The 25,135-nt window shown below is 58.8% G+C and carries 22 protein-coding genes; 14 read left to right on the top strand and 8 right to left on the bottom strand.

The genetic code is table 11. The features are described 5' to 3' along the window. Positions 1-648: 648 nt before the first annotated feature. Positions 649-1,605, top strand: coding sequence for a hypothetical protein (locus tag L6758_RS04445; RefSeq protein ID WP_237204654.1), 957 nt, complete (start codon positions 649-651; stop codon positions 1,603-1,605). A 426-nt stretch (positions 1,606-2,031) separates the two neighbouring features. Here the strand turns inward: L6758_RS04445 and L6758_RS04440 are convergent, their stop codons facing one another. Genes L6758_RS04440 through L6758_RS04425 form a run of 4 tightly spaced genes read right to left on the bottom strand, consistent with a single transcriptional unit; the run spans position 2,032 to position 6,752 of the window. Next, a complete protein-coding gene (locus tag L6758_RS04440) occupies positions 2,032-2,364 on the bottom strand; it encodes a VOC family protein (RefSeq protein WP_237204653.1) in 333 nt (110 codons plus the stop codon). A gap of 58 nt (positions 2,365-2,422) precedes the next feature. Next, positions 2,423-4,162 carry a glycoside hydrolase family 13 protein gene (locus L6758_RS04435; protein ID WP_237204652.1) on the bottom strand — a complete coding sequence of 580 codons (1,740 nt, stop codon included), beginning with the start codon at positions 4,160-4,162 and terminating at the stop codon, positions 2,423-2,425. Positions 4,163-4,165: 3 nt separating this feature from the next. After that, positions 4,166-5,899 (bottom strand): alpha-glucosidase, encoded by a 1,734-nt coding sequence (locus L6758_RS04430; RefSeq protein ID WP_237204651.1) that lies wholly within the window; start codon positions 5,897-5,899, stop codon positions 4,166-4,168. Between the two features lie 22 nt (positions 5,900-5,921). Continuing rightward, positions 5,922-6,752: an endonuclease/exonuclease/phosphatase family protein gene (locus tag L6758_RS04425; RefSeq protein ID WP_237204650.1), complete on the bottom strand. Its 831-nt coding sequence runs from the start codon at positions 6,750-6,752 to the stop codon at positions 5,922-5,924. Between the two features lie 290 nt (positions 6,753-7,042). Here L6758_RS04425 and L6758_RS04420 point away from each other — a divergent pair, with 290 nt between their 5' ends. The 5 genes from L6758_RS04420 to L6758_RS04400 all read left to right on the top strand — a co-directional run bounded on the left by L6758_RS04420 (position 7,043) and on the right by L6758_RS04400 (position 14,276). Then, complete coding sequence (locus L6758_RS04420) at positions 7,043-8,686, top strand: alpha-glucoside-specific PTS transporter subunit IIBC (RefSeq protein ID WP_237204649.1); 1,644 nt, start codon at positions 7,043-7,045, stop codon at positions 8,684-8,686. Positions 8,687-8,783: 97 nt separating this feature from the next. After that, complete coding sequence (locus L6758_RS04415; RefSeq protein ID WP_237194640.1) at positions 8,784-9,551, top strand: MurR/RpiR family transcriptional regulator; 768 nt, start codon at positions 8,784-8,786, stop codon at positions 9,549-9,551. After that, entirely contained in the window at positions 9,548-10,003 is a 456-nt protein-coding gene (locus L6758_RS04410) for a cell shape determination protein CcmA (RefSeq protein ID WP_237204648.1), read from the top strand. Before L6758_RS04415 ends, L6758_RS04410 begins: the two co-directional genes overlap by 4 nt. 126 nt (positions 10,004-10,129) lie before the next feature. Continuing rightward, positions 10,130-14,041, top strand: coding sequence for a DEAD/DEAH box helicase (locus tag L6758_RS04405; RefSeq protein ID WP_237204647.1), 3,912 nt, complete (start codon positions 10,130-10,132; stop codon positions 14,039-14,041). Continuing rightward, the gene (locus L6758_RS04400; RefSeq protein ID WP_237204646.1) at positions 14,034-14,276 is read left to right on the top strand and encodes a hypothetical protein; all 243 of its coding nucleotides are present in this window, start codon (positions 14,034-14,036) and stop codon (positions 14,274-14,276) included. The genes L6758_RS04405 and L6758_RS04400 overlap by 8 nt, the downstream gene beginning before the upstream one ends. A gap of 57 nt (positions 14,277-14,333) precedes the next feature. On the opposite strand, the gene L6758_RS04395 is transcribed toward L6758_RS04400, so the two are convergent. After that, positions 14,334-14,516 carry an FmdB family zinc ribbon protein gene (locus L6758_RS04395; protein ID WP_135013206.1) on the bottom strand — a complete coding sequence of 61 codons (183 nt, stop codon included), beginning with the start codon at positions 14,514-14,516 and terminating at the stop codon, positions 14,334-14,336. 64 nt (positions 14,517-14,580) lie between these two features. Next, positions 14,581-15,186 carry a 5-formyltetrahydrofolate cyclo-ligase gene (locus tag L6758_RS04390; RefSeq protein ID WP_237204645.1) on the bottom strand — a complete coding sequence of 202 codons (606 nt, stop codon included), beginning with the start codon at positions 15,184-15,186 and terminating at the stop codon, positions 14,581-14,583. A gap of 100 nt (positions 15,187-15,286) precedes the next feature. On the opposite strand from L6758_RS04390, the gene galU reads away from it, so the two are divergent. The 5 genes from galU to L6758_RS04365 all read left to right on the top strand — a co-directional run bounded on the left by galU (position 15,287) and on the right by L6758_RS04365 (position 20,802). Further along, entirely contained in the window at positions 15,287-16,192 is a 906-nt protein-coding gene (galU, locus tag L6758_RS04385; protein ID WP_237204644.1) for a UTP--glucose-1-phosphate uridylyltransferase GalU, read from the top strand. A 201-nt stretch (positions 16,193-16,393) separates the two neighbouring features. Continuing rightward, entirely contained in the window at positions 16,394-17,284 is an 891-nt protein-coding gene (locus L6758_RS04380) for a hypothetical protein (RefSeq protein ID WP_237204642.1), read from the top strand. A 129-nt stretch (positions 17,285-17,413) separates the two neighbouring features. Then, positions 17,414-19,054, top strand: coding sequence for a CYTH and CHAD domain-containing protein (locus tag L6758_RS04375; RefSeq protein ID WP_237204641.1), 1,641 nt, complete (start codon positions 17,414-17,416; stop codon positions 19,052-19,054). A gap of 360 nt (positions 19,055-19,414) precedes the next feature. Then, positions 19,415-19,879, top strand: a complete 465-nt coding sequence (locus L6758_RS04370) for a hypothetical protein (protein ID WP_237204640.1) — start codon at positions 19,415-19,417, stop codon at positions 19,877-19,879. Continuing rightward, entirely contained in the window at positions 19,876-20,802 is a 927-nt protein-coding gene (locus L6758_RS04365) for a LysR substrate-binding domain-containing protein (RefSeq protein ID WP_237204639.1), read from the top strand. Before L6758_RS04370 ends, L6758_RS04365 begins: the two co-directional genes overlap by 4 nt. A gap of 33 nt (positions 20,803-20,835) precedes the next feature. Here the strand turns inward: L6758_RS04365 and L6758_RS04360 are convergent, their stop codons facing one another. Continuing rightward, complete coding sequence (locus tag L6758_RS04360; protein ID WP_237204638.1) at positions 20,836-21,876, bottom strand: mechanosensitive ion channel family protein; 1,041 nt, start codon at positions 21,874-21,876, stop codon at positions 20,836-20,838. 126 nt (positions 21,877-22,002) lie between these two features. Here L6758_RS04360 and L6758_RS04355 point away from each other — a divergent pair, with 126 nt between their 5' ends. From L6758_RS04355 to L6758_RS04345, 3 genes are read left to right on the top strand one after another with little or no spacing between them, the layout of a single operon-like run. Then, complete coding sequence (locus L6758_RS04355) at positions 22,003-22,479, top strand: NUDIX domain-containing protein (protein ID WP_237186041.1); 477 nt, start codon at positions 22,003-22,005, stop codon at positions 22,477-22,479. Then, complete coding sequence (locus L6758_RS04350; RefSeq protein ID WP_237204637.1) at positions 22,472-23,656, top strand: glycine betaine ABC transporter substrate-binding protein; 1,185 nt, start codon at positions 22,472-22,474, stop codon at positions 23,654-23,656. Before L6758_RS04355 ends, L6758_RS04350 begins: the two co-directional genes overlap by 8 nt. Before the next feature lie 10 nt (positions 23,657-23,666). Further along, positions 23,667-24,884 (top strand): pyridoxal phosphate-dependent aminotransferase, encoded by a 1,218-nt coding sequence (locus L6758_RS04345; protein WP_237204636.1) that lies wholly within the window; start codon positions 23,667-23,669, stop codon positions 24,882-24,884. Here L6758_RS04345 and L6758_RS04340 read toward each other — a convergent pair. Then, complete coding sequence (locus L6758_RS04340) at positions 24,881-25,120, bottom strand: exodeoxyribonuclease VII small subunit (protein ID WP_135013197.1); 240 nt, start codon at positions 25,118-25,120, stop codon at positions 24,881-24,883. The two genes, L6758_RS04345 and L6758_RS04340, sit on opposite strands and share 4 nt — an antisense overlap. Between the last annotated feature and the right edge of the window lie 15 nt (positions 25,121-25,135).

Below are 25,135 nucleotides of genomic sequence, written 5' to 3'. Positions count from 1 at the left end.
TGGGGCGTTCTTTGGATGAGTTGCGGGGTGTGTTTGTTGTGGGTGAGGGTGTGGTGGTGCGGCGTGGTTGGGGTGGTCGTGGTGGGTGACGCGCCCGGGGTGGGACACACTTTTCTGCCTATAACCCTCCTTATTCCCACACAGGGGAGTGGACGGGGCTGTTTTGGGTTATGGGGCTATGTCTTAGCCTTCGAAGTTGAACATCCAGGCGATGCTGAACTCGCCAGCCAGCACGCCAAGTGTGGTTTTCGGCCCTGCCCACAGAAGAATAAACAGTAAGGTAACAGCAGGATTAATCATCCTTGACTTAGGTTTTATCTCCAAATGGAGAGTAAAAAAAGAGGGCATTTGAGGCTCACAGTATTTCATCTGTTCAAGCTTTTGTCAACGATGTAACATAGAATTTCAGAAGGAGTAACTTGTCTCTCGAAAGGTGGAAGGTTGATGGCTCAGAATATTGAGCGAGTTGTTCAGGTCGCAAAAAAGGCGTACCAGAATGAGTGGCTTCGTAAGGAAGTGGCTCGACTAGCAAAAGACCCGCAGGTCCAAAAGTTTTTGAAGAACTTGGGAAACACAGCTGCAAATAATGTTCAGTCAGCACTGAACTCCCGACGTGGTAACGGAGACGGAACGGCTAAGAAGTAGAAAATGGATACCGGTAGCCTGAACAATAACAAAAACCATGTAAAACCAAATGATGCACATAAACCTGACCCAGTCTCAACTGATGATATTATTCATTATATTTTAGAGCTTGGGCCCGCCGTTGGTGCATTGCGGAATTCAATAAAAAATTCTGAAATAAAATATGTTCTCGATCTTACGTCATCGCAAGCTAAAGACATCGCAAATGGCGCGGTAAAGCTTACAAAAAATAAGAATGGGCAAATCTTTGCCCAGTATTCTAACGATGGAAGGTTTGGTTCAAAAATTCCAATACGGCAGGAAAAGGTCGAGGGAGTTTTGAATGGGTCTGACTTGTTTAATCAAATACAATACCAGGCGGTGCTGCAAGAGATTGAAAATATTAAAGATTTACTTGCAAATATATTGCTGACTAACGAGAGAATCTTGGTTTCACTTCATGATGATCGGTCGGCTAGAATTGAAATGGGGAAATTTAGTTTAAAGGAGGCTGAAAGCCTTTCGGGTGGTGGCCTTAAATATCAGTTGATGGCTAATGGTCTTGCCGAGCTGGGTTTGGGTATTTCTCAGCTTCAGAAAGAGGTGGCAAGAAATGTTAAATTTCTGGTAGGGAAAGAGTACCCCGAAGCCAAGAGGAAAAAGACACAGGAAATTAATCAAAAAATGGATGAAATTCGAAAATCTTTGATTTTGATTCATACTGCTTATTTAGAAAAGTTCCGTCTATATGGAAATCTTGGCGAATCAGATGCACAGCTTGAAGTGGTGTCTCAATATTCAAAATTTTTAAACAATGAAATTATCCCTTACTCAATCACCCTGTCTGAGTTGGACCCTGACGTCCATTTCTTTGCAGATAGCCCTTGGGTTAATCTTGCTGAAAGAATGAAGAATATCGAATATTTCAACTCCCAGCTTGATAATGAAAAAACCGTTTATATTCGTGCAATAGAGCAATAAAGGACTGAGATGAAAGATCGACGCAAAAAAGTATGTGGAAACAACTTATGCGAGACGAAGGGGAAGCCGAAATACTATAGGAGTGATGTGGTTGTTTGTCCGGACTGCTCACATACTTTGGTGTTTGTATGCTTAAAGTGCAAAAAACAGATTGCAGACTCAGGGGATTCTCACAAAATATGTAGATATTGTGAGGTGAAAGCAGACGAAAATGTTGAAAAAGTAAAAAAGCGTGTGCTGGAAGTAGGTGCAATGCTTGTTGGTGCAGGAATGGTTGTGGGAAAGATTATCTCCAAGCGCTAACGATTACTCGCTCTATTTTTTATGCAGTTAGCAGTTAGCAGTTAGCAGTTAGCAGATAGCAGCCCCCGTCCTTATTCCCACAAAGGGAGCGGACGGGGGCTGTTGTGGTTGTAGGGCTATGTCCTAGCCGCCGAAGTTGAACATCCAGGCGATGCCGTACTTGTCAGTCAGGGAGCTGAAGGTGGCGCCCCAGGGGACTGCGGTCAGGGGCTGGATGTTGGTGGTGCCGTCGGAGAGTTTCTCGAACCAGGGGCGGGCGGTTTCGACGTCCTCGGTGGGGCCGATGAGGGAAGCTTCCATGTTGGTGGTGGCCTGCGCCGGGGCTTCTGAGAGGGCAGCGCCATCTGAGACGCGCAGGTTGAAGCCGTGCTCGGTAATAAGTTCGGCGTACATGACCAGGTTTTCGTGTTCGGGGGCGACGGGGGCCTGGAAGTCCTTGAAAACAGAAAAGACCATCTAAATCAGAAAAACCCACCTGGTTCGTGGGTTTTTCCGATTTAGATGGTACCTAGTGTTAGGCGGCGATACGGTAGATCCGGGCCTCGTAGGGGCGTAGGGTCAGCTCAGCCTCAGCAGACTGCTCGGCGGCGTCCGCGTAGTTGGCTAGCACCACCTGGGCGTCCGCGTCCTCCAGCACCTCATAGGAGCGGGTTAGGACGCCGTCGGTAAAGTTGGCGACGACCAGCAGCTTTTCGCCCTCCCCGTGGCGCTCATAAGCGTAGACCTCAGAATCCTCGGGGTCCAGGGGCAGGAAGGAGGCATAGACCAGCAGATCCTTGAGCTCGCCGCGGCGCAGGGCTACCAGCTGCTGGTAGTAGCGCCACAGGGAATCCTCACGGTTCACAGCCTCAGCCGCGTTGATCTCGGTGTAGTTCTCATTCAGCCCAATCCAGGGGGTGCCGCTCGTAAAGCCGGCGCCGGCGTCCGCGCTCCACTGCACGGGGGTGCGGGCGTTGTCACGGCCCTTGGCGTAAATCAGGTCCATGGCCTCGTCGGCGCTCATGCGGTCGTGCTCGGTGACCATGTCGGTGTAGAAGTTGATGGAGTCGAGGTCCTTGTAGTCCTCGATTGAGTCGAACTGCACGTTGGTCATGCCGAACTCTTCGCCCTGGTAGATGTAGGGGGTGCCCTGCATGCCGTGCAGCACGGTGGCCAGCATCTTGCCGGAGAGCTCGCGGTACTCGGCCGAGTCGTTGCCGAAGCGGGAGACGACGCGGGGCTGGTCGTGGTTATTCCAGTAGAGGGAGCCCCATGCCTTGCCGTCCAGCTCGGTCTGCCAGGTGTTGAGAATCTGCTTCATCTCGGTCAGCTCAACCGGCTTGCGGGACCACTTGCCCATGCCGGTCTCGGGGTCAGAGTCCAGGCCCATGTGCTCAAAGTGGAAGATCATGTGCAGCTCGTCGGTGGTGAAACCGGAGAACTGGACGGCTTCATCGGGGCCGGTGGCGCTCATCTCGCCCACGGTCATGCAGTCGTACTTGTCGAAGGTTTCCATGTTGAGCTCGTGCATCCACTCGTGCACCTTGGTGCCGTTTTCAATCACGAACGGAATAGACGAGGAGTGCTTTTCGGGGTCGACGCTGGGGTCATCGGGCAGGCCCTCGGGCTTGGAGATGATGTTGATGGCGTCCAGGCGGAAGCCGTCGACGCCCTTATCGAGCCAGAAGGTGACCAGGTCAAAGATTTCCTGGCGGACCTTGGGGTTTTCCCAGTTGAGGTCGGGCTGTTTGCGGGAGAACATGTGCAGGTACCACTGGTCGGTGGTTTCGTCGTATTCCCAGGCCGGGCCGCCGAACTCACTGCCCCAGTTGTTGGGGGGCAGAGGTTTGCCGTCCTCATCGACGCCCGAAGAATCCCGCCAGATGTAGTAGTCGCGGTAGTCGTTATCGCGGGAGGCGCGGGCCTTTTCGAACCATTCGTGTTCGTCTGAGGAGTGGTTGACGACCAGGTCCATCAGGATCTTGATACCGAGGGAGTGGGCGGTTTCGAGCATGGTATCGAAGTCGTCCATGGTGCCGAATTCGGGCATGATGGCTCGGTAGTCGCTGATGTCGTAGCCCATGTCGTCGTTGGGGGAGGCGAAGACGGGGGAGAGCCAGATGACGTTGATGCCGAGGTCTGCCAGGTAGGGCAGGCGGGCGGTGATACCGGGGATGTCGCCGATGCCGTCGCCGTTGGAGTCGTTGAAGCTGCGCGGCCAAATCTGGTAGACGACCGCTTCCTTCCACCAGGTCTTTCCTGAGTTATCTGCCATGGTTTAGTCCCTTTCGTAGAGGTAAATTTTTGCTTCGTAGGGGCGCAGAGTTGCGCCTGCGTCGTCGGTGTAGTTGCTGCTGAGCAGGGTACGCGCACCGCCTGGTTCGGTGAAGGTGCGGGTGAGGACGCCGTCGGTAAAGTTGGCCACGACCAGCAGGGTTTGGTGCTCGGTGGGGCCGGTGCCGTGGCGCAGGTAGGCGTAGACTTCGGCGTCCTCGGTGGCGGGTGCCTCGGCCGAGTCGATGAGCTCGTAGACACCGTTGACCATGATGGGGTGGGCATGGCGCAGGCTGATGAGGTCGCGGTAGTGGTAGAAGACCGAGTTTTCATCGGCAAGGGCTTCCTCAGCGTTAATTTCAGTGTAGCGGGGGTTGAGCTTGAGCCAGGGGGTGCCGCTGGTGAAGCCTGCCTGCTCACCGGACGTCCACTGCATAGGGGTGCGGGCATTGTCGCGGCCGGAGGCTGAGATATAGCGCAGCATGGTGTCGTGGTCAACTACGCCTGAGCCGACCAGCTTGGCGTAGTGGTCGTGGATTTCCAGGTCGTTGTAGTCGGCCAGGTCGGTGAAGAAGACGTTGGTCATACCCAGCTCTTCGCCCTGGTAGATGTAGGGGGTACCTGCCATGCCGTGCAGCACGGTGCCCAGCATCTTGGCGGAGAGAACCCGGTACTCGGGCGAATCGTTACCGAAGCGGGAGACAGCGCGGGGCTGGTCGTGGTTGTTCCAGTAGTTGGCGTTCCAGCCCTTGCCAGCCAGGTCGACCTGCCACTTAGTGAGAATCCGCTTGAGGTCGCGCAGGTCGAAACGCTCATCGTTCCACTTGCCCAGGGCCGGGTTGGGGTTGGCGTCCACGCCCATGTGCTCGAACTGGAAGAGGGTCTGGAGCTCGCCTCGATCAAAGCCGGTATAGAGCAGACCATCGGCGGTGGTGACGCCAGGGGCCTCACCCACGGTAATGACGGGGTAGTGGGAGAGCACCTCACGGTTCATCTCTGCCAGGTACTCGTGTACGCGGGGGCCGTTAGCTGCCATGGTGATGGAGTCTGTGCCGCCCCCGGCTGCAACCTGGGGGTCATCGGGGTAGGCCGGGTCTTTAGAGATCAGGTTGATGACGTCCATGCGGAAGCCATCGACGCCCTTATCGAGCCAGAAGCGCATGAGGTCGTAGACCTCGTTGCGCACGACAGGGTTTTCCCAGTTGAGGTCGGGCTGCTTGGTCGAAAAGAGGTGCAGGTAGAACTGCTCGGTGGTAGGCTCCCATTCCCAGACGGAGGGGGAGAAAGCCGCGACCCAGTTATTGGGCGGAATCGGGGTGCCGTCCTCGGTATAGCCTGCCGGGTCCTTCCAGATGTAGTAGTCGCGGTAGGGGTTCTCCCGGCTGCTCTTAGCCTGCACGAACCAGTCGTGCTCATCGGAGGTGTGGTTGACGACCAGGTCCATCATGATCTTGATACCGGCTGCGTGGGCGGTTTCAAGGAGCTCATCGAAGTCGGCCATGGTGCCGAACTCGTCCATGATGTCCCGGTAGTCGCTGATGTCGTAGCCGTTATCGTCGTTGGGGGACTTGTAGATGGGGGAGAGCCAGATGACGTCCACCCCGAGCTTGGCCAGGTAGGGGATTTTCTCGGTGATGCCGGGAAGGTCGCCGATGCCGTCTCCGTTGGAGTCGTTGAAGGACCGCGGGTAGATCTGGTAGACAACGGGTTCTTGCCACCACTGGGTTTCGACTGTCATGATGTGCTCCTTTGCGGTTTGGCTAGATATCGAGGGTCAGTAGCAGACCGGAGTGGTCTGAAATTGCGGTTTCATCGGTGTCGGGGAAGACGACATCGTGGGTGCGGACGCGCGTGGGCCGGTCGGTCAGCACAAGGTCGATACGCAGGGCTTGGGTGAGATTATCCCAGCCATGGATGGCCTTGTGAACGGTAAACTCGCCGGTCACCTGCTCAGCTACCGTGTAGGTATCGATCCAGCCCCGCTTCTGCATCAGGTCATAGCCTTCACCCTGCACCTGAGCCGCATTATTAAAATCGCCGGCAAGAATCACGGGGGCACCGTTAGCGAGCTGTTTCATCTGCCCCTCTAGCTGGGTGAACTCATCAGCAAAGAGGGCTACCTCACCGAGCTTCCACCAGCTCATATGGGCGCTCGCAACCCAAGCGCCACCGAACTCCTCACCCAGCTGAACCGCCACGACAACCCGCCGGGCGACGTCCTGATCCGTATACGCCGGCGAAAGATCAACCAGCTCACAGCGCTCAAAGGGCTGCCGGGTCAAAATAGCGACACCCTCGTCATAGCGGTCAAATCCCAGATGAGACACCGACCAGGCCCAGTGGTAGGGGGAACCCAGCTGCTCCAAAAACTGGTTCAGCAACAGAGCATAGTTATCCTGGCGGACGGGGCGGTCAGCACCTCCGGCAAAGCCCAGCGGGGCATCTACCGCGGGAGACTTCACAAACTGGTTGACCTCCTGCAGAGCAACCACATCAACCTGCTCCCGCACAATAAACTGAGCCAACTCAAAAATCTTGGGAATCTGGTGCACCTCAAGCCAGCTATGGGTGTTCAGAGTTAATAGTTTCATCGAGGACAAGCGTCACTTTCGCGGGTGAAGAAGGGAAACCTACGGCTACCCATCCTAGGTGCGCCGAGCCTGTCTGCCCCCACCAAACCCGGCTCCCGAGCCCCGGCACTTTTACCCGCTCCCGAAAAACGTGCCAGTTCACGGCATTAATGCCAAAGTACCCCAAATCACTCTCGCGGGCCCCCAAAGAATGGTTAGATAGGCCTAGTAATCACACGGGTGGCGCTCCGCACACACCAACGCAGCAAGCAGACGGCGAGCCCCACCTATACACGAAAGGTTCTTATCCGATGATGGAGAAGATTCAGAGGTTCGGCTCGGCCATGCTGGCCCCCGTCCTCATCTTTGCATTCGCCGGTCTTGCAGTGGGTATCGCCATTATCTGCAAGAACGAGCAGCTTCTGGGCAGCATCGCCGCAGAAGGTACCGGCTGGTACAACTTCTGGTCCGTTTGGGAATCAGGCGCATGGACCGTCTTCAACCAGATGGAACTCCTCTTTGTTCTGGGTCTTCCCATCGCTCTGGCTAAGACCGCCCAGGCCCGTGCCGTGCTCGAAGCAGGCATGATCTACCTGACCTTCAACTACTTCGTTAACTCTATCCTCAGCATCTGGGGCGACAAGTTCGGCGTCGACTTCACTGTCGACCTCTCCGAAGGCGCAGCAGGTACTGGCCTGAAGATGATCGCCGGTATCAAGACCCTCGACACCGGCATCTTCGGTGCCATCATCATCTCCGCCATCGTCGTCTGGCTGCATAACCGCTACTTCAACACCAAGCTGCCCGACTTCCTCGGTATCTTCCAGGGCACCCAGTTCGTCTACGGCCTGGGCTTCTTCCTGATGATGCCTATCGCGCTCGCCTTCGTCGCTATCTGGCCCACCATCCAGACCGGCATTGGCTCCCTGCAGGGCTTCTTCATCTCATCCGGCGTCTTCGGCGTATGGCTCTACACCTTCCTTGAGCGCATCCTGATCCCCACCGGCCTACACCACTTCATCTACACCCCCTTCGTCTTCGGCCCCGCCGTTGTTCCGGACGGCATCACCAAGTACTGGGTTGCTAACCTCGAAACCTTCGCAGCATCAACCACCCCCGTCAAGGAACTCTTCCCCGGTGGCGGCTTCGCCCTGCACGGTAACTCCAAGGTCTTCGGCCCCCTCGGTATCGCAGCAGCCTTCTACACCACTGCTCGCCCCGAAAAGCGCAAGGAAACCCTGGCTCTGCTGATCCCCGTCTGCCTCAGCGCAATCCTGATCGGTATCACCGAGCCCCTCGAATTCACTTTCCTCTTCCTGGCACCCCCGCTGTTCGCAGTACACGCAGTCCTGGCCGCAACCATGTCAGCTACCATGTACGCCTTCGGCGTTGTCGGTAACATGGGCGGCGGTCTGATTGACTTCCTCTTCCAGAACTGGATCCCCATGTGGCCCAACCACTCAGGTATGGTTCTCACCCAGATCGGTATCGGTCTGTGCTTCACCCTGATCTACTTCGTCGTATTCCGCTTCCTGATCCTCAAGTTCGACTTCAATACCCCCGGTCGCGAAGTAGACGGTGACGAAACCAAGCTCTACACCAAGGCTGACTACAAGGAAGCCAAGAAGAACGGCACCCTCGGTGCTGAAGGTGCCGCTGCCGCAGGTGCAGCTGCTGGTACTGCAACCGCAGTAGCATCAGACCCCTACACCCAGCGCGCAACCGACTTCCTGGCCCTGCTCGGTGGCCCCGCCAACATCACCGATGTAAACAACTGCGCCACCCGCCTGCGCGTCTCAGTAGATGACCCCTCACTGGTCGCTACCGAAGCTGACTTCAAGTCTTCAGGCGCACTGGGCCTGGTCAACAAGGGCAAGGCCTTGCAGGTCATCGTCGGTATGGACGTACCCCAGGTCCGCGACAAGTTCGAAGAAATGGTCAACGCTGGCAAGTAATCGCTAGCTAGTACCCGCTGATACCCCAAGGGCTCCTGAGTAAAACCACCTATACTGTATAGAACTGCAGTGACCGTGAAATACTCAGGAGCCCTTGGTGGACTTACAGGAACTTGTCAACGCGCATCAGAACCGCCTCAGCGACACCGAACGCGAAATCCTCGCCTTCATGCTCAACAACGAGCAGTTCGTTGCCGACTCAACCATCAGCGCCCTGGCCCACAAGACCTTCACCTCGACGTCCAGCATTATCCGCCTGACAAAGAAGCTAGGGTTCTCTGGCTTTGCCGAACTGAAGTTTTTCGTGAAAAATTCTCTCTCTGACGCTGCCGCCCCTAACAGGGATTTTCTAGAAAGCGGCCGTTCCGATATTCTCAAAACCTACGAGGGGCTGACGAACGTCGATTTCGAACCGATTCTGAAAAAAATTGAATCGGCTCGTACCATCTACTGCTACGGCACCGGCTTTGCCCAGCGCACCGCGATTCAAGAGTTCTCGAAGTCTATGCTGGCCTGCGGTAAATTCACCCACGTTATCCCGGCCTCCAGCGAATTCCGTGGGAGTATCGGGGTGATGAAGCCCGATGACCTCGTCATTATTGCCTCGCTCTCGGGTGAAACGGAAAGCGCCCTACCCACCGTACGTGCCCTGGCTGCCCGCAAGATTCCCATGATTGCCATTACAGCGCTGGGCGTCAATACCATCTCTGCTGCCGCAGATTTTTCACTGCACTACGAGTCCACCCCCACCGTTACCCTCAGCGCCAAGGAACCCTACCACTCCTTTGTCGCCCTGACCGTCCTGCTGGACTACACGGTGCGCCAATATATCCAGTACATCGATACCCAAGAAAAGAATTCATGAACGCCCTGCTCTACGCCCTGCGCGACACCCAGCGCCTCCGCGCCTTCCTCTTCTGGTACTGGCTTATCAGCCCCATGGTTTTCTTCTTCTACCAGTTTGCGGTGTCGCGTGGAGAAAACGTTGACTTTCGCGAAATGCTCAACGAACCGGCTATCGCCCTTGCTTTTATCGTCAGCTGTATGTCGCTGATTATGGTGGGCCTACTTCGGGCTGCAGAAACCGAAAACGAAAACACCGAGCGCACCTTTGGCATGTTTGCGGTAGCCCAGCAACTTCTCACCGGCAATATTCCCGGGTTCCTGCTGAGCTACTTCTACACCCGATCCCTCTGGGATGCTCATCGTGAGCCCTTCGCCCCCCGCCTGCGCTGGGTCATCCTTGCGGGTATGGCCCTGCTCGGTCTGCTGTCTCTGCTCACTCTCTTGGCCTACGTCAACCTGGCTACAGGCTAAAGCAACCTCACAGGCCCTGTTCTTAGGAACAGGGTCTTTCTATAGGGCCCGTGAATCTGTGCCAGGGGCCCGAAACCTCTATGATGGTAGGGAAGTTAACACGTGCAGAAAGCTAGAGTAGATTCAGTGAACGAGCAGGTAGACCCTGAAACCGCTAACGAGCGCACTACCGGTGCCGGCACCGCACCCTGGTCCCGGAGCGATGCGCAGCCCCCGCAGGAAGCCCCCGACTCTGCTGCTGATGAACAGGTAATAGCTCAGGTGCAGGCAGGTCTTGAAGCCTGGGCTGAGCAGATGGAAACCTACACCGGCCCCGATGCCATGCTGGACTTCAACCAGGTTGACTACGTGCACATCGACCTCACCGATGCCAACTCTTCGGGTGTTGCCCAGATGTTTATGGGCAGAAAGACCCGCCTCTCTACCATCTTGCGCGACAAGGCCAAGCTTGAGGCCGGTATGGTGGCTGCCCGCGCCCTGCGCACCAAAATCTTTGAGCTGGCAACCGGGCATGGGCTGGATGCTGGCTACTTCGTAGCGGGTACAGCCTCCTGGCTTTCACGCGATGTGCGAGAGGACGGTATGGTGGGGGAGAAGCGATTTATCGCCCCTATCCTGATGGCTCCTCTTGCTATCACCCCCCACCCCACCAGTGATGACTTCGAGATCCAGCTGACTGGCCCTGCCCAGCTGAACCCCGCCATGGTGCGGCAGATCAAGAAAGAGTATGGCATCGACCTGGGTACCATGGACGTTGCCCAGCTGGCTAACTCCATGCGCAAGCTAGACCCCGAGCCGGTCATTGAACGCATGCGGGCTACGACCGGAGCCGTACCCGGCATGACGATTCGCTCTACCTATTTCATCTCGACCTTCGCAGATCTCAAGGAAAGCACCGGGGAGCTACCGGCAACCGCCCACACCCCGCTCGTCCGCGATATTGCCCAGCTCAAGCTCAACCCGCTGGAGCAGCCCTTCGTTGCCCCCATCCATAACACCCGCGAACCCCTTGATAGCCGCGACCCTGACACCGACATGCTGGTGGTGGACGCGGACGCCAGCGGGCAGGACATCGTTGACCTGGCCCATCTGGGGCACTCCCTGGCTGTGACCACCGCTCCCGGTACCGACCAGCTCGGCACCGCAGCTAACATCGCCGCTGCCCTGATTCACCAGGGGAAATCTGTGCTTGTGGTAGGGGAGAAGCGTTCCACCCTCAACGATTTCAACCGCCTGCTAGAGCGTACCCACCTCACTGACCTCACCTTCGATCTGCTGACCGAACGGGACTCAGAGGCCTACCGGCAGGAGTTCATCTCAGCGATTGTGCGCGATGAGAAGGCTCCTGCCCCCAACGTCACCGACATCCACCGAGAACTGGTGGAAACCCGTGATAAGCTCCGCGGGCATACTGAATCCCTACGGTTTACTGAATCCCGCTGGGGTTGCTCGGTCTATGAGGCCCTACAGACCCTGGCCGCGCTTACAGCCCAGGACCCAGCGCCCTCCACCCAGGTGCGTCTCACCCGCGCCACCATGGATGCCCTCAGCCACCGCGCTGAGACCGTCCACAAGCTCCAGCGCCTAGCTGACCTTGGCGGTTTCCGCCCCTCAACCCGGGCCTCAGCCTGGCACCGGGCTAAGCTCACCAGCCCAGAAGATACCGAAGCCGCCCACGCCCTGGTCAAGAGCCTGCGTACTTCCCTGAACGAGGTGTCAGCGGGCATGACCCTCATGGCCGACGAAACCGGCCTGAAGCCCGCCACTACCATGGACGACTGGGGAACCCAGCTTGACCTGCTCGAACATATCGCTGATACCCTCACCCGCTTCAGCCCCGATATCTTCGACCGACCTGTCACCGACCTGATTGCCGCCACCGCGAGTGGAACCTGGCGACGAGAGCACGGCATCGACATGTCGAGCATCCAGCGCTCCCGCCTGCGCCGGGCCGCCAAAGAATACATCGTGCCCGGCGTTAACATCTCAGACCTGCACGAGAACCTCTTCATCGTTCAGGGTCAGCGCGAAGAATGGATTGGCCTGGCTAAGGACGAACGCGTCCCCACTATCCCCGAGAACCTCGCCGACCTGCGGGCCCGCTATACCGCCCTGCTCGAAGAATTCACGGGGCTAGCTATCGTGCTGGAAGATTCCCCGGCCGGCACCCGCTTCTCATCCACACCCCTCAACCAGCTCGAAGAGAGGCTCGCCGCCCTCATCGACGACGAATGGCTACTGCGCACCCTGCCCGAGCGCGTCCGCCTCACCCGGGAACTGAGCGACCAGGGCTTGGGCGAACTCCTCGACGACTTCTACGAACGCCAGCTCGAAAGCGACGCTGTAGCTGCCGAACTTGAACTTGCCTGGTGGCAGACCGCCCTTGAAATGATGCTGGCCTCTCAAGAACTTGAGATTCTGAGTGCAGACACCCTGCGCGACCTCGAAACCCGCTTCCGCCGGGCAGACTACTCGCACCTGGCGTCCGCCCCTGCCCGCCTGCATGCCCGCGTAGCCGATACCTGGCGCGCCCGCATCCACGAGTACGACCACGAAGCGGCCTTCCTGCGCAGCCAGCTCAAGAGCCACGAGTTCAACCTCCAGCAGGTGCTGACCCATGCCCCCACCATGGCCACCACCCTGCTACCCCTGTGGATTACCAGCCCCTTCGCCCTCTCCGGCAAGGTGCCCACCGGTATGCGCTTTGACGCAGCGATCCTGCTCGATGCCGAATCCACCCCGCTGGCAGCTAACCTACCTGCCCTCATCCGGGCAGAGCAGGTCATTGCCTTGGGTGACCCCCACAGCGGCTTCCCCTCACCCTTCATGGTCTCTGCGGTAGCCCAGAACGCGCCGGTCATCAAGAACCAAAAATTGGTCAGCACCTTCGAAGCCCTAGCCAAGGTCCTGCCCTCACGTTCCCTAGCTACCGTCAATCGAGCCGTAGACCCCGCCCTCTTTGCCTACCTCAACGAGCACTTCTACGGCGGGGCCCTCACCAGCTACCCCTGGGGCGAAGAAATTACCGACGGCACCCCGGCTCTCACCGTGGAATATGTGGACGTCACCGGGCGGGTCTCCGACAACGCCGCCCTCGACTCACCCAGCCTTGAGGTACAGCGGGTAGCCGAAATGGTCATCGAGCACGCCTACCGCAGCCCCCAGCAGACCCTGGCAGTAGTTACTACCACAGCCCGTCACGCCCAGCGTATCGCCGAGGCAGTCCGCCAGCTACTGGTGCGCTACCCCCAATTCGCCCCCTACTTCGCAGCGGGGGACGAATCCTTCCGCGTCGTTGATGTCTCCCGCGCCGTCGACATGGAACGGGACGTCATTATCTTTGCCCTCGGTGCCGGCAAAACAGCCCAGGGGGCAGCCCACCACTTCGGGCACCTTTCCGAGCGCAGCGGCCGCGAAAGCTTTGTGCTTGCCACCACCCGCGCCCGCCACCTCACCCGCCTGGTCACCTGCGTAACCCCCGAAGACCTAGACCCCCAGCGCCTAGAGTACGGGGCCTTCGATATCTACCGACTCCTGCTGGCCTACCGTCGTGAGCAAGAAGCCCGCGCTGCTCAGGAGCTGACCAAGCCCATCACCGACAAACTACCGGTCAACGAATTCCTCACAAACGACCACCTAGAAGCCATCGACATGGGCGACTGGCTGCTCAACGACCTGGTTCGCCGCCTGGGCCAGCACAAGGTCACCCTGCATGAATCAGCTGTTCCTCTGATTTCGTTGATTGTGACGAGCGAGGAAGAATCCCTACTGGCCGGAGCAGTGGCTAGCCCCCGGGCCCGCACCATGGTGCAGGACGTGGACCGTACCACCCCGGTGAGGGTACCCCTGGCCGTCGTATCCGACGGATCAGACGCCTACGCCGCCATGAGTGTGCGCGAACGATCCCGCCTGATCCCTGAGCTCCTGGCCCGTACCGGCTGGAACCACATGACCTGTTGGACCATTGAGGTCTTCTCCGACCCCGAGGCCCTGGTCGGCCGGATTGGAAGCTACCTGGGGCTGGGGCGCAATGAGTAAGCCATCAGGCGCTGATCCAGCAGGTGCAGGGGCTAAAATCCCTGGCCCCGGCTACAGTCCCGTACCCAAAAAACGGCGCGGCCACCGCCGGGCCACCGGCGGCTCAGCCTTCACCGGCACCGAACCCAAACTGGCAGGGCTTACCGACCCAGGCGCGTCCGCCCCTGCTACCGAGGGGGAGGACGCCCGAGCAACCTGGCTCAAAGAACAACGCCCACCCCACTACGGGCAATAAAAAGAAGGGGCTGCCTGCCACATACCGTGACAGGCAGCCCCTTGAACGTCTCTAGGCTTATTTGCCCTTATCGTTGGCGTAAAAACCAGAGCCCTTGAAAACCACACCGACCTGGCCGAACTTCTTGCGCAGGGTGTCCTGGCCGCACTCGGGGCAGGTCTTGAGCGCGTCGTCCGAGAACGACTGGTGCTGCTCAAACACGTGGCCGCAGTTCTTGCACTGGTAAACGTAAACAGGCACGGATAACTCCATCAAATAGGCGATAAATCTGGGGGTTATTCTACTCTGCTATGACAGCTTAACTTCAATTGCCCAGGCGGTGCAGGGTCTTCTCTGTCGCTACAAAGCGCAGCCGGGCGTCCCAGCTATCAGCCGGGAGGGAATCTAGAATTTCTCGCTCAAACACAACCCCCACCGTCGAGGGGGCCTGCGCGAGGGGTCCAAGCCGCTCAAAGAGACGGTCATAGTAGCCTCCGCCCTGCCCCAGCCGCCGCCCGGCCAGATCATAGGCCAGGGCAGGTACCAGACGCAGATCTGCCTGAATAAAGGCCTCACTCCCCAGGAGCTCCCCCTGTGGCTCAAGGATCCCCAGGGCATTGACAGTATGCTCGACATCAGGGTGCCACTTCACCCAGGCTAGCTGGCGTTGGGGGCGGACGACCGGCACCAGTACCCGATGCCCTTCGGCCACGGCCTGGCTCAGGGCCGGTAGTAGGGGAGGTTCAGAGGAAAGAGGATGGAAGGCCGCAAGGGTGGAGCCCGGCGCTAGCGCTCGCCACAGGGGCGCTAGGGTGCGTTCAAAATCCTGAGCGATGCTAGTATCTGCCGGATGCTGGTGACGTCGTCGACGCAGGTAGCTGCGGGCCAGGGCTTTAGATTGGGCCGTATGTGCTGATGTAGAGGATGTCATGGGTCGTCCTACTGAGGTGTTAGCTGAATCTAGTCACAATTTACCCCCTATGAAAGCCTGGAATGCAGACAAACTCTAAATTTTGGGTATTCTGAAAGGTATGACTGAAAATAAATCACTCTCCGTGACCAAGGCTGTGATTCCTGCCGCCGGTCTCGGCACTCGCTTCCTTCCCGCCACCAAGGCCACTCCTAAGGAGATGCTGCCCGTGGTGGATCGCCCTGCGATTCAGTACGTTGTCGAAGAAGCCAATCGCGCTGGCTTGAACGACGTTCTGATGATTACCGGCCGCAACAAGCGGGCCCTAGAGGACCACTTTGACCGTGTACCCGGTCTGGAACAGCAGCTCGCTGACCAGGGCAAGGACGCCCTGCTCAAGAGCGTTGAAGATTCCAACGACCTGGGTGAGATCCACTACGTCCGCCAGGGCGACCCCAAGGGTCTGGGCCACGCTGTACTGCGCGGCAAGGTCCACGTTGGCAATGAGCCTTTTGCTGTGCTGCTGGGCGATGACCTGATTGACGAAAAAGAAGACCTGCTCTCTGCCATGGTTGCTGTTCAGCAGAAGACCGGCGGCTCTGTCGTTGCCCTGATGGAGGTCCCCGAAGAGCAGATTTCTGCTTACGGTTGCGCCGCCGTTGAAGCGGTTGAGGGTGAGGACGGCTTCGTAAAGATTACCGGTCTGGTGGAAAAGCCTGCCGTTGAGGACGCCCCCTCCAACCTGGCCGTTATTGGCCGCTACGTTCTCTCTCCCAAGGTTTTTGAGGTGCTGGAGAACACCGCACCGGGCCGCGGCGATGAGATTCAGCTAACCGACGCTCTCCAGACCCTTGCCCAGGGCAGCGGTGAGGGTGAAGGTGTCTACGGTGTGGTCTTTAAGGGCCGCCGTTTCGATACCGGCGACAAGCTCTCCTACCTCAAAGCCAATGTCATTCTCGCTGCTGAGCGCGATGACCTGGGCCCCGAGCTGCGTACCTGGATCAAAGAATTCGCAGCCGAGCTGTAAGCTGCAAGATTCTTGCTGGCCGGACGCCGGGCTAAGGGAAGCCCCGCTCCATTAGCTAGCAAACTGCATTGTATGAAAGAACTGGGTGTCTTCTACAGGGAAGGCACCCAGTTTTTGTATCCCAGCCCTGCTCTCGGCCAGAGTACTGGGGTAGAATGAACTAGATATGTGTGTCACAGAGTTGAGAGAACGGGGGCAGCGATGGACTTCCTGAGTGGTTCAGGCCTTATTTTGCTGGTATGCGTGCTGGTTGGCCTTGGGCTCGTTGTGCGCCGCCGTAAGTCAGATTCTGTGACCAGCATCGGGGCTGAGAAGTTCGTTGCCGATATTGTTGAGAGCCACGCCAGTGAGGCTGAGGCCCGCCGTGCGCCGTCCGCCCCTCCGGCTCAGGCCGCGACCGAAACCGCCCCGGCTTTTCGGCTGAAACCCACCCGTCTGGCTGTGTTCGGGCTAGCTCTAGCCTTTGCGCTGGCCAGCCTGGTTACGGGGGTTCTGTCTCTCACCGGTGGAGCAGCCCCGCTCCTTCCCCTCCTCTTCTTGCTTGCTAGCCTGGCCTGCCTGGCTACCTTGCGGGTTTTGGCCCTGCGTGACCGCGACCGTAGGCGGGCCCGCACCGTACTGGCTGTTGAACAGCGCCAGGCCCAGCGGCGTCCTTCTGCCCCCTCAAGCACCTCTCACGCCCCCAGCCGCCAGCAGGCTCAACCAGCAGCTACCGTCTCTACTGTCGAGTTGAAGCCTGCCCCCGAGCGTCCTGCCCGTGCCCGCCAGCAGATGCCCGTAAGCCACGCTGCCAAGGCCCTCCGGCGGGCCAAAACTCAGCATCACCCGGTGGTAGCTGCACCCGCCCCCATTGCTGACGGCGAGGCCGCTACCCAGCAAAAGCCCGCCCGCCTACGCATGGACGAGGCTCTGCCCGATACCCGCTGGCAGGTCACAGAGGTACCCCTGCCTACCTATCTTGAGGCAGAGACCGTGCGCAGGGAAGCTCCTGCTCCGCTTGAGACTGAAGCAGCTCCGAAGGCCCAGACCCAGACCCTGGCCGAGGCAGCAAGCCTCAACCTTGACGATGTGCTGAAGCGCCGCCGCGCCTAGGCGAAGATGAAGTTTTTTCAAAGAATAGATACCCAGCCGTAGCCTCACCCTGAGAGGCCGCGAAGCTGGGTATTCTGTTTGAGGGGCAGGACCACACCGCCCCACGATATTCTGAGGAAGGCTAACCGTATGGCTACACACCACCTGGAAATTGAGCAGAAATTTGAGCTTGCCGATGTGAACAGTGAGGTTCCCTCGGTGGAGTGGAGCTTTGAAAGGTGGAGTGTCAGTGAGCCTGTAACAGAGCAGCTCGATGCAACCTATTACGACACCCCCTCGGGCAACCTGGGGCGGCATAAGGTAGCTCTGCGCCGTCGATTGGGTGGCTACGACCAGGGGTGGCACATCAAGTTTGATGCTGCGGGCCAGCGCCATGAGGTGACCTTTGACCTGCTATCTAACCGGTCCGCTATGCCCGCTGCGGTGAGGAAGTTTGTGCAGGTGCCAGCCCTCGGAGAGGAGCTGGAGCCTCGGGTTTCTCTGAAAACCCAGCGGACCCGTACCGTGATCCTCGATGAAGCCGGGGAACAGTTAGCTGAGATTTGCGATGACCGGGTGCAGGCCCTTGACTATGCCACCGGCCAGGAACGGGCCTGGCACGAGTGGGAGATAGAGCTGCTGGGGCAGACCGCCCAAGATCGTAAGCTCACGGAGGCGCTCTTTGCGGACGTTGCCCGTCAGCTGCAGGCTGTCGGGGCTGTGCCCTCGCAGTCGCCGGCTAAGATTGCCCGGGCCCTGGGGCATGACGCCGAGTTCGAGGCCCGGCGAATGGGCGGCAAAGCTAAGGGGCAGGGTAAGAAAGCAGCGAAAAAGAAAAAGAAGGCTCTGGCAGTTGAATTTCCCCCGGTGCCGAGCTCTGCTGAGCTACTGACCCGGGTACTTGCCTCTCATACCCAACGGCTTGCCCAGGCTGATCTGTTAGTGGCAGCGGGAGCACCCGATGCCACCCACCAGGGGCGCATTGTTGCCCGTCAGCTGCGGAGCGTGCTGAAGTACATGGCCCTGCCCTATGCGCGCAGCGGTTTTGCTCCGGCTCTTGAAGATATGATGCAGGGGTTGAAAACCTATGCCCGCCAGCTAGAAATGCACCGTAACGGTGAGCTTGTACACCCTATGGCCCAGCAGGTCTTGCAGGCCCACCCGGTGCTGGGGGAGAGCGCAGGCGCTGCCTTCGATGCGGTCATGGAACACCAGCAGGCGGACGCAGCTGCCCAGGCCCGCCGCTACCTGGCCTCTGCTGGGAGGCTGGAACTTCAGCTGGCTCTCGAATCCTTACTGGCCGATGTGACCCTGGCTGTGGAGCTCCCCCTCAATAGTGAGAACTACGTGAATAAGGTAGCTAAGCGTTTGCGGAAGAGCCTGGTCAAGCAGGGGGAACGGGCCGTGGCTACCTGGCCAGAGCAGGCGGCTGATTTCTCGGCGGGCGCTGCTTTTGATGAGGGCCTTCATGATGTGCGTAAGGCTGCTAAGGCGGTGCGCTACTGTCTCTTTGTTGCTGCCGATGCTGGGCTTCCCCTGACCGAGCCCCAGGCTGAGCTGGTGGCGCGGGCTAAGGCTGTTCAGGCAGAGCTGGGTGAGCTGACCGATGAGCTGACGATGGGGGACTGGCTTCTGGGCCTGCGTGCTCAGGCTAATGAGCTGGGGCTTGATCCCTTCGCGGTCGGCTACCTGCTGGGTCGCTCGGAGCTACTGGCTATGGGGCTTCGCATGACTGCCTTTGACGCCCTGCCCCGTGTCCTCAAGAAAGTAAAAGGTATCAAGCTCACCTAAACTCCTGCGGCTTCGTAGCTGACCCTCTTTAAAAAGCTAGAGGCACCTCAGTCAGGTGCCTCTAGCTGCATCACACACAGGAAGAAAAGTCTTCTTTGTACCGCCTAGCCAGCCCTCCCACAGGGCCTTGCGGCTATTTGGTAATAAAAATATAACCTAATTAAGCCCCCTCTGGCTAGCCTTTGGCAAAAATTTTTTTTGGTTAACCTATTTTGCGGGGTAGGTGAACCTAAAAAAGTACTTGTTTTACCTTGTCACTAAGAGAAGAAGGGGTCATCCCTGGTGGAAGAGGGGTGGACGTCGCCGCGTCAGACTCTGAGAACAGGCTAGACTGGTGGGGTGAGGGAATGGCTTGAAAGTTTGCACTGGGTTGCCGCCATCGGCTTTATGTGGGTGGTGGGTATTGTGCGTACCTCCCTCGTCTTTTCTCTGGGCTGGTTAGCCCAGGCTGGGGGTTCCTGCTTTGAGAAGATACAGCACCTGATGGACCATCCCCTCTACCGCCGGGCTCAGTATTTTGTGAATCGCTGGGGTGTGCTGGCTGTTCCCGCCTGTTTCTTGACGGTGGGCTTTCAAACTGCGGTTATTTTGACTACCGGCTTTACCCGTATGCCCCTGTCCCGCTGGATTCCAGCTATGCTGGTGGGCACTTTTATGTGGGGTACCATCTACGCAACGGTTGGTATGTCGGTTGTCTGGCTTTGGCTTGAGAACCCGCAGGTAGCCGCCCTGGTGCTGACCCTGCTGGCGGCCGTCATTATCACCGTAAAAATCCGGGACAGGAAACGTTCCATGCCGCGACTACCGAAAGACACCAAGCTATGACCCTGAGCGAGCTGATTCTTGCCCACCCCGACCTGCTGGTTGACGACCAGACCGCCCGCTATGAGCAGGTGGGGCAGGTGCCCGGTCTCTGCGTGGGGTTTGTTCCCGGGGTTATGCCCGGTAAGTGGTTTACCCGGTGGCGGGAGCGCTATTCGGCGCTGGCTCCTCTAACCGACGTAGCCCTAGCTGAGGGGCAGGGCCTTGCTTCGCTCGATGCTTTTGCGGATATGGCGCTGGTGCGCGCTGAGGACGAGCCCGAAGCCCGCGATAAGAAGCGCTACCATGCGATTGAACTCTACCGGGAAACCCCGGTGGTGGTACTCCCTAAGGATCACCTGCTGACGGTGCTCGAGACCGTTCCGGTTGCCGAGCTGGCCGAAGAATTTTTGCTCCAGAGCCCCGATGAGGTACCCGAGTGGCGCGACCTTTCCGCCGACTACCGAGCTGAGAACCCGCGTCCGCTACCTCAAATGAGGCACCGGGCCGACGCGATTGAGCTGGTGGCTACCGGGCTGGGCCTGTTGGTGGTGCCGATGTCTGTAGCCCGTTTTTACCACCGCAAAGACCTGACCTACCGCCCGGTTGAGGGACTGGGTGAGTACCCGGTTTTGCTGGTGTGGAAGCGGGAGGCGCGTGAGGACGCCCGCGAGCAGGTAATCCAGGACTTTGTGGGGATTACCCGCGGCCGCACCGCTGCCTCTCAGCGCGGTAGTGATAGCCGCGAGGTGGCCCTTGAGAAGCAGCGGCGCGAGAAGGAAGAGGCCAAGCGGAAGCGGGCGGCTGCCAACAAGCGCCGTGAAGCGGAAGACCGCAAGAAGCGGAACGCCCAGAAGAACGGCAACCTGCGCCAGTACCAGGCCCAGAAGGGTGGCAGGGGGAGCGCTAAGGGCTCGGGCCGAGGCTCCCGGGGCAAAAAGCGCTAAATAACAAGTTGTGCTGAGGGGGCTAACCGAGAGCTAGCTCTTTTGGTCGGTCTTTTCTTCTGCTTTCTGGGCAGAAGATGAAACCACGGCGCGTTCCTCGTGTATCTCGCTGTGAATCACCGACTGGTTAGCCAGCGGAATACGAATGCCCCGCTGATCCATAGCCTTCTTGAGCTCTTCCCGGAGCTTACGCCCCACCGCGAACTGCTCGGAGGGAGCGGTCTTGACTGTCAGGCGCAGTACCACCGACTCGCCGGTTACAGACTGCACACCCAGGTACTGGGGCTTACCCGAGATGTTCTCTTTGATACCGGGTAGCTTGATGGCTTTTTGAATTGAGGTCATGAGGAAGCTCGCCATCTCGTCGATATCGGCATCGTAGGGAATGGGCAGGTCGATGATGGTGCGGGCCCAGCCCTGGGAAGAGTTGCCCACGCGCAGAATCTCGCCGTTGCGCACGTGCCAGAGGGTTCCTGCCGTATCCCGCACCTGGGTGGTGCGCAGACCCACTGCCTCCACCTCGCCCTCGGCCTCACCTAAGTTGACCCAGTCACCGATGCCCAGCTGGTCTTCGGCCACGATGAAGATACCCGAGAGGAAGTCTTTAACGAGAGACTGGGCACCGAACGAAAGCGCCACACCCACTACACCGGCTGAGGCAATGACGGGGGCAATATTGAAGCCCAGCTCGGCGATAATCATGACGATCATGACCGTCCAAATCACAATCGATGAGACCGACCGGAGCACCGAGCCAACGGTCTGCGCTCGCTGGGACTGGCGGGTGCTCGCCAGAGACGTATCGGTCTTCCACCGGCTAGTTTTGCCGCCCTTTTTCTCTTCTGCTGCAACCACCCGGTTGCGGGTGCCGCGGGCGATAGAGTCGGTGACCTGGCGAATGATCACACGCACCAGGCCGTGCAAGACGAACCCGAGGATGATAATAATGAGTATGCGCAGAGGCGCTCCCAGCCAAAAATCTAGGCTGGCCAGCCTGGCCATTACGGTTCCGGCGGCCTCGGCGCTTTCTTCAAGGGGTGTTGTTTCTGCTGCTAAAATCCCGGTCGCTGTCATACCTACGAGCCTATCGTCTTTGGCTGAAGAAAACCGGAATGCCAGCTGCCCGCGAACGCTAGGGCGGCGCACCTGAGCCAAGGGTGCAATAGACTGGTTTTTCAGAGACGAACAAAGGAAGAAGAGATGCCCCTGGTGATGGATACCCGCCCGGCCGCTTACGCCGTGGTGATTGAGGACGGCAAGATTCTGCTCTCCCGCTGGGTACCGCATATTCCCGGTTACCGCCCCGGCTGGACCCTACCCGGTGGCGGCATGGACCCCGGCGAACAACCCCATGAGACTGCCGTGCGCGAAGTCTTTGAAGAAACCGGTTACCGGGTGGAACTTGACCGCCTGCTGGGGGTGCACGCGGCCTACTTTGAGCCCGAAGCCGGGGCAACCCGTCCTTTCTGCGCCCTGCGTACCATCTACACTGCCCATATCACCGGCGGAGAACTTACTGCCGAGATTGGCGGATCGACCGACCTGGCCGAGTGGGTTCCGCTGGCTGAACTAGACCAGCATTTCTACTACTCCCTGGTGGACGAGGCTGCACGCCTCTTAGGGTACGCGGACGCCCGCGAGCTGGCAGCTAGCTACCGGGAGGGTTCGCATGACTAGGGAAGCGACTAAGGAACAAGGACGCCCACGCGCACAGGGCTACCGCGCCCAGCTGGTTGCTCTCGCTGCGGCCGCAGGTCTTCTGCTGAGCGGCTGTGGTAGCTCAACGACCGGCAGCAACACAACTGTCTCGACCAGCCCCGCCACGACCGCTACCCTGCGTATCGGTACCGGGCTGACGGCTGAGACCCGCCACGCAGCTTATATCTACCAGGCTGCCCTGCAAGAAGCGGGCTACACCGTTGAGGTGGTTGAGACCGACGGTAGCCGACCCGCCTACTTTGCCAGTATGGGGATAGACACCGCCGCCACCGCTACAGCCAGCCCTACTGCGACCGAGCCGGTAGAGGGGCTTGTGCATATCACCCCTGATTTATCTGGTGACCTGCTGCTCTACCTCACCGATAACGGAGCGGTTAGCCCCACCATTATCGAAGAGGAGCGGGCTAGCGCCGCGGCAGAAACCAGCCCCGCGCCAGACTCGACTGCGAGCGCAGAAGCTAGTGCGGGCGCATCCGCTGATTCCAGCCCTACCGCTACACCAAGTCTTACTGCTACGCCCAGCCCCAGCGCTACCTCGCTGAACGTGCGCGGGCTCAGCAGCAACGATATCGTCAGCTATGTTGACCGTGCCCTGCCCGATAGTGCTGAGGTGCTCTCGCCCTCGAGCGCCACCAACCGGTATGGCTACGTGGTCACCCGAGCCACTGCCCAGCGCTACGGTCTTGAGACCATGAGCGACCTGGGGCAGGCCTGCTCTGAGCTCAGCCTGGTTGCCCCCGAAAGCTACGCCACCAACCCTAGCGGTGCTACCTCGCTGAGCACCCACTACAGCTGCACTCCGGGAGCCAGCAAGACCGCTGATAGCCGGTCAGACCAGGCCCAGGAACTCATCACCGGCGCAAGCAGCATGAGCTACATGTACTCAGCCAGCGCAGAGATTCCGGCTAACAACCTCGTGCTGCTAGAGGACCCCGAGCGCACCCAGCTGGCGCAAAACATCGTGCCCGTCACCCGCGCCGGGGAACTGCCCCAGCAGGTCAAGGACATCATCAACGATGTCTCTGCTAACCTCGACACCGATTCTCTGGTACGCCTCAACACGCTCACGAGCGGCGATAACCCCGTCTCAGAAACCGACGCCGCCCATTTCTGGTTGACCCGCATGAAAGGGTAATCTAAATCTCATGGCATTCAAGCAATCAAAAAAACTTCAAAACGTTCTCTACGATATTCGCGGGCCCATTCTGGAAGAAGCCCAGCGTATGGAAGCGCGCGGTCACCGTATTCTCAAGCTCAATATCGGTAACCCGGCGCCCTTCGGTTTTGAAGCGCCTGAAACCATCATGATGGATATCATCGAGCACCTGCCCTACACCCAGGGCTACTCTGACTCCCGTGGCCTCTACTCTGCCCGTACCGCCATTGTGCAGTACTACCAGAACGAGGGCATCATGAACATCACGACCGACGACGTCTACCTGGGTAACGGCGTCTCGGAGCTGATTCCTATGACCCTGCAGGCCCTGCTCGATAACGGGGACGAGATTCTGGTGCCCAGCCCCGACTACCCCCTGTGGACGGCTGCTACCCAGCTCGCAGGGGGCAAGCCGGTGCACTACCTCTGCAATGAAGAGGACGGCTGGCTGCCCGATCTCGAGGACATCAGATCAAAAATCACCCCCAACACCCGCGGCATCGTGGTGATTAATCCCAATAACCCCACCGGTGCTGTTTATACGCCCCAGGTACTCCAGCAGATTGTTGACCTGGCACGGGAGCACGAGCTGGTAATTTTTGCTGATGAGATCTACGAGAAGATTCTCTACGACGGCGCCCAGATGACCCACGTGGCAGCTTTTGCAGGCGACGACGTGCTCACCCTAACCTTCTCGGGTCTTTCCAAGGCCTACCGGGTCTGCGGCTACCGTGCTGGTTGGGTGGCTATTTCGGGACCCAAGCTTGCGGCTGCCCCCTTCATTGAAGGTATTAACCTGCTGGCTAATATGCGCCTGTGTGCCAACGTCCCCGCCCAGCACGCTGTGCAGACCGCCCTGGGCGGCTACCAGTCCATCAACGACCTGATTCTGCCCGGCGGACGCCTGAAAGAGCAGCGCGATCTGTCCTACAAGATGCTCAGTGAGATGGACGGCGTCACCGTGCAGCAGGCTGAGGGTGCCCTCTACCTCTTCCCCAAGCTCGATATTGATAAGTTCAATATCACCAGCGACGAGCAGTTCATGCTTGATCTGCTGCGGGAGCAGAAGATTCTGCTGAGCCACGGCACGGCCTTCAACTGGTCAGAACCCGACCACTTCCGCCTGGTCTTCCTCCCCGACACCCGTACCCTGGCCGATGCCCTGGAGCGTCTGGGCAACTTCCTGGCTGACTACAAGCAGAACTAGGACGTCTGGTTCTGGCGGGCGGCGTCCAGGGTAGCCTGGGCGCCGTCGAGCCAGGCTTCGCAGCGCTGGGCAAGGGCCTCGCCCCGCTCCCACAGGGCAATAGACTCTTCAAGCGTGCTCGCACCGGACTCCATGCGGGCTACAACCTGCAAAAGCTCTTCGCGGGCCTGCTCGTAGGTCAGCTGCTCAACCGGAGTGGCATTCAGCTCGGTCTTAAATTCGATGGTGTTGCTCATAGGTTTCCTTTCCTC

Origin of the sequence: Rothia nasimurium, from assembly GCF_928382285.1 — a bacterium.
GTDB classification, from domain to species: Bacteria; Actinomycetota; Actinomycetes; order Actinomycetales; family Micrococcaceae; genus Rothia; species Rothia nasimurium_E.
The sequence above is the reverse complement of the archived record's forward strand: the minus strand, read 5'-3'. Positions and strand labels throughout refer to the sequence as shown.

Coding starts and splice junctions, on each gene's coding strand:
- L6758_RS04445 (WP_237204654.1), top strand. CDS start 649: ATGGATACCGGTAGCCTGAACAATAACAAAAACCATGTAAAACCAAAT.
- L6758_RS04440 (WP_237204653.1), bottom strand. CDS start 2,364: ATGGTCTTTTCTGTTTTCAAGGACTTCCAGGCCCCCGTCGCCCCCGAA.
- L6758_RS04435 (WP_237204652.1), bottom strand. CDS start 4,162: ATGGCAGATAACTCAGGAAAGACCTGGTGGAAGGAAGCGGTCGTCTAC.
- L6758_RS04430 (WP_237204651.1), bottom strand. CDS start 5,899: ATGACAGTCGAAACCCAGTGGTGGCAAGAACCCGTTGTCTACCAGATC.
- L6758_RS04425 (WP_237204650.1), bottom strand. CDS start 6,752: ATGAAACTATTAACTCTGAACACCCATAGCTGGCTTGAGGTGCACCAG.
- L6758_RS04420 (WP_237204649.1), top strand. CDS start 7,043: ATGATGGAGAAGATTCAGAGGTTCGGCTCGGCCATGCTGGCCCCCGTC.
- L6758_RS04410 (WP_237204648.1), top strand. CDS start 9,548: ATGAACGCCCTGCTCTACGCCCTGCGCGACACCCAGCGCCTCCGCGCC.
- L6758_RS04400 (WP_237204646.1), top strand. CDS start 14,034: ATGAGTAAGCCATCAGGCGCTGATCCAGCAGGTGCAGGGGCTAAAATC.
- L6758_RS04390 (WP_237204645.1), bottom strand. CDS start 15,186: ATGACATCCTCTACATCAGCACATACGGCCCAATCTAAAGCCCTGGCC.
- galU (WP_237204644.1), top strand. CDS start 15,287: ATGACTGAAAATAAATCACTCTCCGTGACCAAGGCTGTGATTCCTGCC.
- L6758_RS04380 (WP_237204642.1), top strand. CDS start 16,394: ATGGACTTCCTGAGTGGTTCAGGCCTTATTTTGCTGGTATGCGTGCTG.
- L6758_RS04375 (WP_237204641.1), top strand. CDS start 17,414: ATGGCTACACACCACCTGGAAATTGAGCAGAAATTTGAGCTTGCCGAT.
- L6758_RS04365 (WP_237204639.1), top strand. CDS start 19,876: ATGACCCTGAGCGAGCTGATTCTTGCCCACCCCGACCTGCTGGTTGAC.
- L6758_RS04360 (WP_237204638.1), bottom strand. CDS start 21,876: ATGACAGCGACCGGGATTTTAGCAGCAGAAACAACACCCCTTGAAGAA.
- L6758_RS04355 (WP_237186041.1), top strand. CDS start 22,003: ATGCCCCTGGTGATGGATACCCGCCCGGCCGCTTACGCCGTGGTGATT.
- L6758_RS04350 (WP_237204637.1), top strand. CDS start 22,472: ATGACTAGGGAAGCGACTAAGGAACAAGGACGCCCACGCGCACAGGGC.
- L6758_RS04345 (WP_237204636.1), top strand. CDS start 23,667: ATGGCATTCAAGCAATCAAAAAAACTTCAAAACGTTCTCTACGATATT.
- L6758_RS04340 (WP_135013197.1), bottom strand. CDS start 25,120: ATGAGCAACACCATCGAATTTAAGACCGAGCTGAATGCCACTCCGGTT.